Source organism: Intrasporangium calvum, from assembly GCF_028446585.1.
GTDB classification, from domain to species: Bacteria; Actinomycetota; Actinomycetes; order Actinomycetales; family Dermatophilaceae; genus Intrasporangium; species Intrasporangium calvum_A.
In genome coordinates this window covers 22,256-33,719 of sequence record NZ_JAPFQL010000030.1, presented here as the reverse complement: position 1 = coordinate 33,719, position 11,464 = coordinate 22,256, and the positions used below count along the sequence as shown (strand labels likewise).

General features: G+C 71.8%; 15 protein-coding genes. 2 read left to right on the top strand and 13 right to left on the bottom strand.

Annotated features, from left to right (window positions below; genetic code table 11):
- Window positions 1–29: 29 nt before the first annotated feature.
- The 3 genes from OO014_RS08600 to mshA all read right to left on the bottom strand — a co-directional run bounded on the left by OO014_RS08600 (window position 30) and on the right by mshA (window position 2,697).
- Window positions 30–773, bottom strand: coding sequence for a phosphoglyceromutase (locus tag OO014_RS08600; RefSeq protein WP_272461885.1), 744 nt, complete (start codon window positions 771–773; stop codon window positions 30–32).
- A 31-nt stretch (window positions 774–804) separates the two neighbouring features.
- Window positions 805–1,329 carry a YbjN domain-containing protein gene (locus OO014_RS08595; protein ID WP_272461884.1) on the bottom strand — a complete coding sequence of 175 codons (525 nt, stop codon included), beginning with the start codon at window positions 1,327–1,329 and terminating at the stop codon, window positions 805–807.
- 66 nt (window positions 1,330–1,395) lie between these two features.
- The gene (gene mshA / locus OO014_RS08590; RefSeq protein WP_272461883.1) at window positions 1,396–2,697 is read right to left on the bottom strand and encodes a D-inositol-3-phosphate glycosyltransferase; all 1,302 of its coding nucleotides are present in this window, start codon (window positions 2,695–2,697) and stop codon (window positions 1,396–1,398) included.
- Between the two features lie 81 nt (window positions 2,698–2,778).
- Between mshA and OO014_RS08585 the strand changes: the two genes are divergently transcribed.
- Window positions 2,779–3,639 carry a class I SAM-dependent methyltransferase gene (locus tag OO014_RS08585; RefSeq protein WP_272461882.1) on the top strand — a complete coding sequence of 287 codons (861 nt, stop codon included), beginning with the start codon at window positions 2,779–2,781 and terminating at the stop codon, window positions 3,637–3,639.
- A 23-nt stretch (window positions 3,640–3,662) separates the two neighbouring features.
- Here the strand turns inward: OO014_RS08585 and OO014_RS08580 are convergent, their stop codons facing one another.
- The 9 genes from OO014_RS08580 to OO014_RS08540 form a co-directional block, all read right to left on the bottom strand.
- Window positions 3,663–4,115 carry a phosphomannose isomerase type II C-terminal cupin domain gene (locus tag OO014_RS08580; protein ID WP_272461881.1) on the bottom strand — a complete coding sequence of 151 codons (453 nt, stop codon included), beginning with the start codon at window positions 4,113–4,115 and terminating at the stop codon, window positions 3,663–3,665.
- A gap of 66 nt (window positions 4,116–4,181) precedes the next feature.
- Window positions 4,182–4,493 (bottom strand): DUF2516 family protein, encoded by a 312-nt coding sequence (locus OO014_RS08575; RefSeq protein ID WP_272461880.1) that lies wholly within the window; start codon window positions 4,491–4,493, stop codon window positions 4,182–4,184.
- Between the two features lie 95 nt (window positions 4,494–4,588).
- Complete coding sequence (gene dtd / locus OO014_RS08570) at window positions 4,589–5,014, bottom strand: D-aminoacyl-tRNA deacylase (protein WP_272461879.1); 426 nt, start codon at window positions 5,012–5,014, stop codon at window positions 4,589–4,591.
- Window positions 5,015–5,024: 10 nt separating this feature from the next.
- On the bottom strand, window positions 5,025–6,050 hold the full coding sequence (locus OO014_RS08565) for an asparaginase (RefSeq protein ID WP_420485489.1): 1,026 nt from the start codon (window positions 6,048–6,050) through the stop codon (window positions 5,025–5,027).
- A 70-nt stretch (window positions 6,051–6,120) separates the two neighbouring features.
- Window positions 6,121–7,080: a hypothetical protein gene (locus OO014_RS08560; RefSeq protein WP_272461878.1), complete on the bottom strand. Its 960-nt coding sequence runs from the start codon at window positions 7,078–7,080 to the stop codon at window positions 6,121–6,123.
- Between the two features lies 1 nt (window position 7,081).
- On the bottom strand, window positions 7,082–7,498 hold the full coding sequence (locus OO014_RS08555; RefSeq protein ID WP_272461877.1) for a helix-turn-helix domain-containing protein: 417 nt from the start codon (window positions 7,496–7,498) through the stop codon (window positions 7,082–7,084).
- Window positions 7,499–7,671: 173 nt separating this feature from the next.
- Window positions 7,672–8,532 (bottom strand): 3-keto-5-aminohexanoate cleavage protein, encoded by an 861-nt coding sequence (locus tag OO014_RS08550; protein WP_272461876.1) that lies wholly within the window; start codon window positions 8,530–8,532, stop codon window positions 7,672–7,674.
- A 93-nt stretch (window positions 8,533–8,625) separates the two neighbouring features.
- The gene (locus OO014_RS08545) at window positions 8,626–9,642 is read right to left on the bottom strand and encodes a YgfZ/GcvT domain-containing protein (protein WP_272461875.1); all 1,017 of its coding nucleotides are present in this window, start codon (window positions 9,640–9,642) and stop codon (window positions 8,626–8,628) included.
- Between the two features lie 4 nt (window positions 9,643–9,646).
- Entirely contained in the window at window positions 9,647–10,144 is a 498-nt protein-coding gene (locus OO014_RS08540) for an FABP family protein (protein ID WP_272461874.1), read from the bottom strand.
- A gap of 23 nt (window positions 10,145–10,167) precedes the next feature.
- On the opposite strand from OO014_RS08540, the gene OO014_RS08535 reads away from it, so the two are divergent.
- Complete coding sequence (locus OO014_RS08535; protein ID WP_272461873.1) at window positions 10,168–10,539, top strand: DsrE family protein; 372 nt, start codon at window positions 10,168–10,170, stop codon at window positions 10,537–10,539.
- 92 nt (window positions 10,540–10,631) lie between these two features.
- Here the strand turns inward: OO014_RS08535 and OO014_RS08530 are convergent, their stop codons facing one another.
- Window positions 10,632–11,459 (bottom strand): hypothetical protein, encoded by an 828-nt coding sequence (locus OO014_RS08530; RefSeq protein ID WP_272461872.1) that lies wholly within the window; start codon window positions 11,457–11,459, stop codon window positions 10,632–10,634.
- Window positions 11,460–11,464 lie beyond the last annotated feature (5 nt).

Here is an 11,464-nt window from a genome sequence, read left to right as displayed (position 1 = left end):
GAACTGCTCTTTCGATTGAGGGGGTGGAGTCAGCGGCCCTGTTTGGCCACGGCCTCCGCAGCCGCCTTGGCGGCCTCGGGGTCGAGGTAGCGCCCACCGCGGGCCACGGGCGCGAACGACTCGTCGAGCTCGTAGACGAGGGGCATCCCCGTCGGGATGTTGAGCCCCGCGATGTCCTCGTCACTGATCTCGTCGAGCGTCTTGACCAGCGCGCGGAGCGAGTTGCCGTGGGCGGCGACCATGACGGTCAGCCCGTCGGCGAGGTCCTGCTTGATCTCCGTCTCCCAGTAGGGGACCATCCGCGCCACGACGTCCTTGAGGCACTCGGTGCTCGGCATCGCATCGCCGAGGCCGGCATAGCGAGGGTCACCCGTCTGGGCGTACTCGTCGTCGGCGTCGATGGGCGGCGGCGGCACGTCGTAGGAGCGGCGCCACTGCATGAACTGCTCCTCGCCGAACTGCTCGAGGATCTCCTTCTTGTTCTTGCCCTGCAGCGCGCCGTAGTGCCGCTCGTTGAGGCGCCAGCTGCGCTTGACCGGGATCCAGTGCCGGTCCGCTGCATCGAGCGAGAGGTTCGCCGTCGTGATCGCCCTGCGCTGCACCGACGTGTGGACGATGTCCGGAAGGATGCCGGCCTCCTTGAGCTGCTGGCCGGAGCGGACGGCTTCTGCCCGGCCCTTCTCCGTCAGGTCGACGTCGACCCAGCCCGTGAAGAGGTTCTTGGCGTTCCAGTCACTCTCGCCGTGCCGGACGAGGACAAGGGTGTAGGTCATGACCGCCAGCCTAGCGACGCCGGTCCGACCGTCAGGAGGACTGTCCAGCGTCACCCTCGAGCAGGTGCCGGAAGGGCTCGAGGTTCTTGGTCGACTCCCCCCGAGAGATACGCCACGCCCATTCCTTCTTCATCGACCCCAGGAAACCGAGGGCGAGCAGCTCGTTGAACGCCTCGTCGCTGGCAGCGAGGACGACCCCGAAGAACTGGTCGAGGTGCTCGGCGTCGAGGGCATCAGTCGGGATCTCGCCGCGCACGTAGACGTCGCCGTCCGTGTCGATGGCGTAGGCCACCCCGGTGAGGCGGAGGTTCTTGCGCAGCAGGGTCCGGTAGAACTGCTCATGGTTCTCGTCAGGGTTGCGGATGACGAATGCGGAGACACTCGTGGTGCGCGGACGGACGAGGAGCGAGACCACGGTGCGCAGCTTCTTCTCGCCGGGCAGCGTGACGACGTACTCACCGTCGCGGCCGCCCAGCTCCCACTCCAGGTCCGCCGACCGGAGGTACTCCGTCAGCCGACCCTCAGCCTTCGCGGTCCCGCCCTCTCGCTCAGTCACTGACCCAGCATGTCAGGCGGCAGGCGACAGGCGGCTGGGGCCGGCAGCGAGACGCCACGCGGCGTGTCACGGGATGACGGCCCGGGGCACGCCGGCCAGACCTTCGCCCTCGGCAATCGGTGAGTGGGTCCGGTCATGGATCGCCTGCCGGTAGACGGCGAGCAGACGGTCGGTCGTCGCGTCCCAGCCGAAGCCGCTGGCGTGCTCGACCGCCCTGCGGCCGAGCTCTGACCGGCGGTCCGGGTCCCGAAGCAGGTCCTGGACGGCGTCGGTCCAGGCGGACGGGTCGTGGCCTGCGACCAGGACCCCTGCGTCGCCGACGGCCGTCGGGAGGCCACCGACGTCCGCGGCGACGACCGGGGTGCCGCAGGCCTGGGCCTCGATGGCCACCAGTCCGAAGGACTCGCTGTAGCTGGGGACGAGGACGAGGTCGGCGGCCCGGTACCACTGCGCCAGCACCGCCCGCTCGACCGGCTTGACGAAGCGGACCACGTCGGTGATCCCGAGGTCGGCGGCCAGGTCCTCCAGCCCGTGGGGGTGCGCCAGGCCGGTCCCGCTCGGGCCACCGAGCACGGCGACGGTGAGCCGGCGGCGTCGCTCGGGCTCGCGACGGAGCAGCTCGGCAGCGACGCGCAGGAGCATGTCGGGAGCCTTGAGCGGCTGGATCCGGCCGACGAAGAGCAGCAGCTCACCGTCGACCGGGAGGTCCAGCTCGACCCGAGCCTCCGCCCTGCTGCCGGGGGTGAACGTGGTGAGGTCGACGCCCGGTGGAACGACCGAGACCTTGCGGGGCGGCGCGTCGTAGAGGTCGATGAGTTCGTTGGCCTCGCCCTCGGTGTTGGCGACGAGGCGGTCCGCGGCCTCGACGACCTGGACCTCGCCGATCTCACGGCCGCGTGGCTCCGGCGTGTCGTCGTCGGCGAGGTGGAGGTTCTTCACGCGCGCCATCGTGTGCATGGTGTGGACGAGCGCGACGCCCCAGCGGTCTGCGGCCAGCCATCCCACCTGCCCGGAGAGCCAGTAGTGGGTGTGGACCACGTCGTAGTGGTCTTCGGGGACGGACAGCCCCACCTGCATGATGCCGGCCGAGAACGCACAGAGCTGGCCGGGCAGCTCTTCCTTGGGCAGCCCCTCGTAGGGTCCGGCGGTCACGTGCACCACTCGGACGCCGGGGACCAGCTCCCCGACGACCGGCGTCTCGCCGGTCGTGCGACGCGTGAAGATGTCGACCTCGATGCCCCGGCGCGCGAGCTCCTTCGCCGTCTCGGCGACGTAGACGTTGAGCCCGCCGGCATCACCGGTGCCGGGCTGCTCCAGGGGGGAGGTGTGCACGCTGATCATCGCCACGCGCTGGGGGTCGTCCGACATCTGCGCCCTTCTGCTCGACCCGTTCCACCCTGTCCCCTGACTCAACCACATCGGTGAATGGCTCTATTCCAGAGTGTGGTCATGGCGGTCCACGACTCGGTCTCGCTCCAGATCCCCGTTAGGCTGCGCGCCGTGTCCGGCCGAGCTCGCCCCGTCGGGTCGATCACGCGGGGCACGACGAATCCGAACCGGCTGCGCCGCTGCGACCGGTGGCTGGCCGGACCCCAGGCCTGGCGCCTGCGCGGCGGCACGGCGGCGCCGATCGTCGTCGATCTCGGCTACGGCGCCTCCCCGATCACGGCAGTCGAGCTGCACGAGCGGCTGCGCCGCGTCCGCCCGGACGTCGAGGTCGTCGGCATCGAGATCGACCCGGAGCGCGTGGCCGCCGCCAAGCCGCTCGAGCGCCCCGGGCTGACCTTCCGACGCGGCGGCTTCGAGGTGCCGCTCGACGGCGCCCGTCCCATGGTCATCCGTGCCTTCAACGTCCTCCGGCAGTACGACGAGAGCTATGTCGCGGGGGCCTGGGCGCAGCTCCAGAGTCGGCTGGCGCCGGGAGGGCTGCTCGTCGACGGCACCTGCGACGAGGTGGGCCGTCGGGCGACGTGGGTGGCAGTGGACAGCAGCGGCCCCATCTCGCTGACGATCTCGCTCCGGCTGCGCGGCATGGACCGCCCGTCAGACGTCGCGGAGCGACTCCCGAAGGTCCTCATCCACCGGAACGTGCCCGGCGAGCCCGTACACGCCTATCTCGCCGACCTCGACGAGACGTGGGCGCGGCAGGCGCCGCACGCCTCGTGGGGGGCCCGACAGCGGTTCCTGGCCACGGCTGCAGAACTCGCCGAGCGGTGGCCCCTGACGGACGGCCCCGCGCGGTGGCGGCTCGGTGAGATCACCGTCGCCTGGGACGCCGTCGCACCCGCCACTGGGCCACCCCGCCACTAGGCCACCAGGCCACTAGGCCACCATCAGCGGGCGTAGTCGTCCTGGAGCCGCTCGATGTCACCCTCGTCGAAGTGGCCGAACGCCACCTCGAGGAGCCGGCCGGGCTGCGATCCCGAGTTGCCCATGCGATGCGTCGAGCCGCGCGGCACCCAGATGGTCTCGCCGGGCGCGGCCGTCCAGGTGCGGTCGTCGACGGTGATGTCGATCGGCACGTCCAGGACCTGCCACATCTCGCCCCGGTGGTCATGCCGCTGCAGGGAGAGCCGGTGGCCCGGCTGCACCGTGATGATCTTGACCGTCACCTGCTCGTTGGAGACGAACTGCTGGAAGGCACCCCAAGGGCGCTCCGCGACGAAGATGTCGTCGGTCGGGTTGCGGTCACCCAGCGTGTAGTCGTCCGGCGTGTGGGCCGGCCGTCTCGCGTCGTCACCCACGTGCTGCTCCGTCACCGTGGCGGCGGTCTGGTGCTCGATCATGCTCTCCCCTTTGGTCGTGAGTGCCCAGTGTGCCCCAGGCGCGGGCCAGGTGGTGCCGCGTCCCGGTCACCACCGGCTGGACGACCCACCGATGCCACGGACCTGCCGCAGCGCCGGGCGCACATCAGCGAGGTAGACAGAGGCGCCGACGATGGCGAGCAGGCCGAAGAGGTTGAGCGGGTTGAACATCGTGACGAAGCCGATGGCGACGGCGGCCCCGAGGATGACGAGCCAGAAGGTGCGGGTCCGCTTGCCTGCGGCAAGGTAGGCGCGCTCGGGGTGTCGCAGGGCGTCCACGAACGCGAAGATCTCCGCCCCGAAGGCGACGGCGCCGATGACGAGGAGGACGACGTTCTGGAAGCCGTAGAACAGCTGCATGCTCGCAGCCTAACTGCCGTCCCTGAGGGTAGATCGCCCGCGCGGTCACGATCCGGGACCGTTCCGGGTCATCCCCCAGTGGGGCCGCCCCGCGCTCAGGCGTCGACGACGAGGGTGACCGGGCCGTCGTTGGTCAGCGAGACGGCCATCATCGCCCCGAACCGCCCGGTCGCGACCTCGATCCCCCGCGCCCGGAGCGCAGCGACGACGGCGTCGACCAACGGCTCGGCGACGGGCCCGGGAGCGGCCGCGGACCACGACGGTCGGCGGCCCTTGCGGGTGTCGGCGTAGAGGGTGAACTGGCTGACCACGAGCACCGGCGCCCGGGCGTCGGTCAGGCTCTGCTCGTCCCTAAGGATGCGCAGCTCGGCGATCTTGCGGGCCAGTCGCTCCACCTGCGCTGGGCCGTCGTCGTGGGTCACGCCGATGAAGGCGAGCAGCCCCGGCCGGGTGATCTCGCCGACCACCTCCCCCTCGACCTCGACCCGGGCCTCGGTGACCCGCTGAAGGACGGCACGCATCGCGGGCGCCTCAGACGCCGACGGCGACGACCGAGCCCACGGGCCGGCCGTGCCCGAGCACGGGCTGGTGCTCGAGGGCGGCGAGAGCTGCCTCGTCCGTGATGCCGGCCCGTCGGAGCACCGCCGCGAGCACCACCGACCGAGCGCGGGAGCTGCCGTCAGCGATCTTGACGGCGACGCCCCGCCCGTCCGGCAACCCGACGGCATAGACAGCCTCGGCGCCGTCCTTGGCGATGAGCCCCGGCACCGCTCGGATCAGGGCCGTCACATCGCGGCGGGTGCCGCCGAGGTACTCGGGGTAGCCGCGCATGGCGCTCGCGATCCGGGCCTCGGGCCCATCGGTCGCGGCGGCGAGGCGGCCGAAGGAGCGGGCCAGACCGGCCAGCGGAATCGCGTGGATCGGCGCCCCGCACCCGTCGACGGCGAACGCCACGGGCTGGTCGCCGGCCAGCTCCGCCACGGTCTCGGTGATGGCGACCTGGAGTGGATGGTCGGGTTCGCGGTAGGTCGCGGTGTCCCAGCCGTTGCGGACGCAGGTGAGCAGCATCGAGGCGTGCTTGCCCGAGCAGTTCTGCACGATCGACTGCTTCGGCTGCCCGGCCGCGAGCCACGCGGTCCGTTCGACCTCGTCGTAGGGGTGGTCCGGCGTGTTCTGCAGGTCGGACTCCGACAGACCCGCCCGGTCGAGAATGGCCCGGGCTCCCTCGATGTGGAAGTCCTCCCCGGAGTGGCTCGAGCACGCCAGCGAGAGCAGGGCGCCGTCGGTGTCGAGTCCCAGGCGGGCCATCGCGAGCGCCTGGATCGGCTTGGACGAGGACCGGGGGAAGACAGGGGTCGACGAGTCGCCGATCTCGAGGTCCACCGTGCCGTCGGGTCGGGTGACGACGGCCAGCCCGTGATGCATCGACTCGACGAAGCCGCCGCGGACGACGTGCGCCACCACGGGGGCTGTCGTCAGGCCGGGCGGGACGAGGGACGGAGCGGAGGCCGGGGCGCCGGCGGCGTGGGCGGCGTGGGCGGAGAGGTGGTCGGGCACGTCCCGCAGTATGCCGCAGCAGCAGAACCGGGCCGCCACCCGGTGAGGTGACGGCCCGGTGTCTGATTCGTCAGCTGCCGGACTTCTTCGCCGGAGCCTTCTTGGCCGCGGTGGAGCCGGCCTTCTTCGCCGTCGTCGTGGCCTTCTGGGCCGTCGACGTGGCCGACTTCGTGGTGGTGGACTTCTTCGCAGCCGGGGCAGCGGCGGAGGCGGACCGCTTGGCAGCCGAGCTGCGGGCGGCGACCTTGCGGGTCGTCGTCTGCTCGACCTGGTCGGCCTTGCGCGTGGCCGCACCCTGGCGGGCGGCGGCGCGGCGCACGGCGGCGCTGCGGGCGGGTGTCCGCTTGGCCTTCACCGGCTCGGCGGCCTGCTCGACGGCCTCGACCGACGACTCGACCTGCGCGGCGACGCGCTCGGCGTCGTCGGCGACGGTGTCGACGAGGGTGCGGGCGACCTTCTCGCTCTCAGAGCGGGCGGTCTTGGCGACCTTGCGGCCACGGGAGACGAGCGACTCGGACCGCTCGGCGAGGCCGACGGCGGCCTTGGTGCCCTCGGTGCGCAGGTCGGCGACGATCTGCTCACCGCGAGCCGCGGCGGCGTCGTACTGGTCCTTGGCGTTGCTCGCGATGACGAGGCCCTGGTTGAGGACCTGCGCGGGGATCTCCGTGGCCTCCTTGACGAAGCGGTCCGCGAACTGCGCCGCGACCTTCTGCAGCTCGACGGTGCGGGCCTGGAGGTCGGCGAGTCGCTTCTGGAGGTCCTTCTGCAGCTGCTTCGCCTCCTTCTTCGCGCCCTTGCGCAGGTCGACGGTGCGGGCCTGCTTGGCCGCGGCGTCGAGCTGGTCGCCCGCGTGGCGGACGGTGTCGACGGCGATGTTGGCCGCGCCGACGACCGCGTAGAACGGCGTCGGGTCGACGGTCACCTCGGGGAGCCGGTTGTCGAGCTGGCCGCGCACGTCGGCGATCGCTGCCTCGGCCTGCTTCTGGGCGTCCTTGACGGCCTTGCTGATCTTCTGCTGGTTGAGAGCCATGTCAGTTCTCCTTCTGGGTCGCGGTGCGCTTCCCACTGGTCTGGGGAGCCGTCCTGCTCCGGCGCTCCTTCGGGCCGACGAACGACTGGTAGATCTCGACGAGCACCGCGCGCTGCCGGTCCGTGAGGTCCGGGTCGGCGGCGATGGCAGAGAGGACGTCCTGCGCGGCGGCCGGGTCATCGTGGGAGAGGACCCGCTCGTCGAGGATTCCCGCGCGGACGTAGAGCGACTCTGCCGACACCTCGAGGCCCTTGGCGATCTGCTGGAGGATCTCGGCGCTGGGCTTCTTCAGGCCCCGCTCGATCTGCGACAGATAGGGATTGGAGATGCCGGCCATGTCGGCGAGCTGCCGTAGGGACAACTGCGCGTTCTCGCGCTGCTCACGCAAGTAGGCGCCGAGGTCGGGAAGCTTGCTCACACCCCCATTGTGCTAACTAGAGCAAGCAGAATGCAAACTCTGGGCAGCATGAACCCGAACACACACTGTGGCCAGGACACCAATGCCGTATGCCGCTGGGCTGGCTCCCAGCCCCGCGCGGAGTTCACGCGAGTGCGGGCCGAGCCCAGCGGCATACGGGATGGGGGTCTGGGTCAACGCGCGCGGCGGTCCTTGATCGCGAGCAGCTCACGCGCCTCCGAGGTCGACATCGCCGGTCGCTGCATCAGGGTGGCGAGCTCCGCCGCGCGCCCGACGAGCTCCCGGTTGTGGCCGACGGGCCGGCCCTTGGCGAAGACGAGGTTGTCCTCCATGCCGACGCGCAGGTGCCCGCCCGCGGCGAGCGCCGTCGCGGCGATCGGCAGGTGCGTGCGCCCGATGCCCGTGGCCGACCAGGACGTCACCTCGGCGGGGAGCAGCGCGAGCGCTGCCATGAGGGTCTGCGGGGTGCCCGGCATCGACCCCGGCACGCCCATGACGAAGTCGACGTGCACCTTGCCGCCGTAGGGCAGGCCGCACTCGTCGATGAGGCGCCGCAGGGCGTGCACGTGCCCCAGCTCGAAGAGCTCGAACTCCGGCACGACCTCGCGCTCCTGGGCCAGCCGGTAGAGGTCGACCATGAAACCCCAGGGGTTGAGGAAGACGCCGTCGCCGAAGTTGGTCGTCCCGCAGGTCAGCGAGCAGGAGTCGGGGTCGGCGTCGAGGACGGTGAGCCGGGCCTCGAGGGGGTCGGTGACGGCGCCCCCGGTCGAGAGCTGGACGACGAGGTCGGTGGCCTCACGCACTCCCGCCACGGCCTCACGAAGGAGGACTGGGTCGAGCGTCGGCTGGTGGTCGGCGTCGCGGACGTGGATGTGGATGAGCGCAGCACCGGCGGCCTCGCAGGCCACGGCGGTCTCGACGAGCTCCTCGGGGGTGGTCGGGAGCGCGGGGACGTCGGCCTTGGCGGTCTCGGCCCCGGTGGGGGCCACGGTGATCAGGGTGCGCGCAGCGCTGCGAGCGGGGACGGTCGTCATGGGCGCCATCCTGCCAGCGGGCGCTCCGCGGGTTGACGCCACATCGGGAACCCCGGGGTTCCCGACCTGGCAGCAACCCAGGCGGCCCGGGAGTCAGGGCGCGACGATGACCGTCTGGGCTGCGGTGAGACCGTCGACGAGGAGGACTGCCTCGGGGTCGGTGTTGCGCTTGACCACGGCGAGCGCGACGGGCCCGTCGGTGTGGTGCCGGGCGATCGAGGTGACGTGCCCGACGACCCGGTCGCCTGCCTTGACCTCGGAGCCGGCCGCCGGCAGCACGTGCCCCGAGCCGTCGACGTGGAGGAAGACGATGCGGCGCGGCGGACGACCGAGGTTGTGCACCCGCGCCACGGTCTCCTGGCCGCGGTAGCAGCCCTTGTGCAGGTGGACCGCCGTGCGCAACCAGTCGACCTCGTGGACGATCGTGCGGTGGTCGGTCTCGGCGCCGAGCTGCGGCCGCCACGCCGCGATTCGCAGCGCGTCGGCGGCCCAGAGCCCGGCGAGCGGGCGGTCCGCGACCGCCGACTCCAGCGACGCGCGCGGCACGATGACCTCGCGCCATGACCACTGCCGGCCGGGGTGTCCCTCGACGGGGCCGTAGGCGGTCGTGTCACCGACGAGGTCCGGCCACGGGTCGCGCCAGGCCAGCGGCTCCCCCTCGGCGGACTCGGCAGCGTGCGGCTCGCCCAGCACCGCCCAGTCAGCGGTGACGTCGGCGACCTCGACGCGCAGCATGAAACGCATCTTGTCGAGCCAGACTCGCAGGGCCTCCCCGGCCCCGGGCTCGGTCGTGATCCAGGTCGTCTCGCCGTCGTCGACGAGGTGCAGGGAGTGCTCGACGTGCCCCTTCGGGGTGAGGATCAGGGCCTCGCGGGACTCGCGCGGGCCGAGGCCGAGCAGGTGCTGGGTCGTCAGGGAGTGCAGCCAGGAGAGCCGGTCGGGACCGGTCACGGTCAGGACCGACCGGTGCGACAGGTCGACGACGGCGAGGCCCTCCTCGAGGATGCGCTGCTCGCGCATCGGGTCGCCGTAGTGGATGGCGACCCCGGCGGCCGTGCCCTCACCGGCCACGGCACCGGGGTGGTCGAGCAGTGGGCTGCGCACGGCCATCCGGTCAGCCGACCCGGGTCAGCGTGGCCGACAGGTGGCTCTGCAGCTGCTGCCCCACGGCCGCCATGTCCATCGCCCACATCAGCTTGGACTCGACGAGGCCGTACATCCGCGTCGCCGCGTTGTACTCCTTGGCGCCCGGCGAGCGCAGCACGCCGTCCGTCTTGAGCTGGATGCGGGCGGGCTCCATCGTGCCGTAGTAGAGCTCGAGGATGCCCGTCGGATGCGCGAGGAGCAGCTCGACCTCACCGTCGGGCAGGGGCCGCCAGAAGCCCGACTCCACGGCAGCGGGGCGCACGCGCTCCCCCGTCGCCGAGTCGAGGATCCAGGCGCGGCTCTCCCACTTGAGGAACGAGCGGCCGTCGTGGGTCACCTCGATCTCCTGCCCGAAGTGGGCGGACTCGATGGTCGGGTAGCCGAGCACTCCGGCGCCCTCCCACCGGCCGATGAGCCAGGCCAGCGGACGGAGCGGCTCGGGAAGGTCCTGGTCGAGGTGGAACATGCTCGTGATCGTATCTTGGGCGGATGAACGCCCCCGAACGCTCACTCGTCGTCAAGCTGACCTCCGGCGTCGAGGCGCCCGAGCGACTGTCGCAGGCCTTCACCGTCGCCGCGACCGCCGTCGCCAGCGGGGTGAGCGTCAGCCTGTGGCTCACGGGTGAGGCGTCGTGGCTGGCCGTTCCCGGGCGGGCGGAGGAGTTCGAGCTGCCGTATGCCGCCCCGCTGGCTTCCCTGCGCGACGCGGTGATCGCGGGTGGCCGGCTCACGGTCTGCACGCAGTGCGCGGCGCGGCGCGACCTCGACGAAGCGGCCCTGCTGCCGGGGGTGACGATCCGGGGCGCCGCCGCGTTCGTCGAGGAGACGCTCGCGCCGGGCGCCCAGGCCCTCGTCTACTGATCGATCGAAAGAGCAGTTCGCGACGTTGTCGTGAACTGCTCTTTCGATTGGTCAGGGTGTCGCGAACTGCTCTTTCGATTGGGGAGGGAAGGTCAGCTGACGAGGAGGAAGAGGCGCACGAGGACGCCGAGGACGAGCACCGACCCGAGGCCCGCAGCCACCTGGCCGCGCACGCCGAGCATCGCCGGCTGCAGGGCGAGGACGCGCCGGAAGGACCACGAGAGCGACCCGGCGGCCGCTGCTAGACCGACCGACGCCCAGACCGCGATCTCGTCGACCAGCAGGGCCGCCACCACGCCTCCGACGACCGCGGCGGCGAGCGCCACGAGGCCGAGCAGGGGGCCGAGCCGGCGGCGACCGACGAGGAGGTCGGCCACGACGGCTGCCGCGGCGGCGGCCATCGTCACGACGAGGTAGGCGCGGCCGAGCGGCCCGTCTCCGGCGCTCACGGCCAGCGTGGCGGAGGCGATCGGCAGCAGGCCGCCGAAGGAGGCGAGGAGGGTCAGCACCAGCCCGGCCCGACCTGACGTGCGGATGAGCTGGCCCATGAACGCGGCGACGATGCCGAAGGCCACCGCTGCCGCGGTCCAGCGCAGGTCGTCCCGCAGGGCGCTCAGCACGATGCCAGGGGCCGCCACGAGAAGCACGATCGTCGTCGTGAGCGGCGTGAAGGAGCCGCCCAGCACCGGCCAGGCCCAAGCGAGCACGAGGGACAGGGCGAGCGTGGCACCGAGCAGCGCACCGAAGCCCGCAATCGAGGCGAGCCCGAGGATCGCCGCTGCCGCGACGACCGTGCCGATCGTCACCGGACGGACGCGGTCGGCCCCGAGAGGTGTGAGCGGCAGGTGCAGCGGCACCGGCGGAAGCTCCTCGCCGGACTCAGCAGCAGCATCGGCGTCGGCGTCAGGCACGGTCGTCATTCTGC

Bases quoted from the DNA above. Each gene is read 5' to 3' on its own strand.
- OO014_RS08535 (WP_272461873.1), top strand. From the start codon at position 10,168: ATGAACGCCCCCGAACGCTCACTCGTCGTCAAGCTGACCTCCGGCGTC.
- dtd (WP_272461879.1), bottom strand. From the start codon at position 5,014: ATGCGTGCCGTCCTTCAGCGGGTCACCGAGGCCCGGGTCGAGGTCGAG.
- OO014_RS08550 (WP_272461876.1), bottom strand. From the start codon at position 8,532: ATGACGACCGTCCCCGCTCGCAGCGCTGCGCGCACCCTGATCACCGTG.
- OO014_RS08585 (WP_272461882.1), top strand. From the start codon at position 2,779: ATGGCGGTCCACGACTCGGTCTCGCTCCAGATCCCCGTTAGGCTGCGC.
- OO014_RS08540 (WP_272461874.1), bottom strand. From the start codon at position 10,144: ATGTTCCACCTCGACCAGGACCTTCCCGAGCCGCTCCGTCCGCTGGCC.
- OO014_RS08600 (WP_272461885.1), bottom strand. From the start codon at position 773: ATGACCTACACCCTTGTCCTCGTCCGGCACGGCGAGAGTGACTGGAAC.
- mshA (WP_272461883.1), bottom strand. From the start codon at position 2,697: ATGTCGGACGACCCCCAGCGCGTGGCGATGATCAGCGTGCACACCTCC.
- OO014_RS08545 (WP_272461875.1), bottom strand. From the start codon at position 9,642: ATGGCCGTGCGCAGCCCACTGCTCGACCACCCCGGTGCCGTGGCCGGT.
- OO014_RS08580 (WP_272461881.1), bottom strand. From the start codon at position 4,115: ATGATCGAGCACCAGACCGCCGCCACGGTGACGGAGCAGCACGTGGGT.
- OO014_RS08575 (WP_272461880.1), bottom strand. From the start codon at position 4,493: ATGCAGCTGTTCTACGGCTTCCAGAACGTCGTCCTCCTCGTCATCGGC.
- OO014_RS08560 (WP_272461878.1), bottom strand. From the start codon at position 7,080: ATGGCTCTCAACCAGCAGAAGATCAGCAAGGCCGTCAAGGACGCCCAG.
- OO014_RS08530 (WP_272461872.1), bottom strand. From the start codon at position 11,459: ATGACGACCGTGCCTGACGCCGACGCCGATGCTGCTGCTGAGTCCGGC.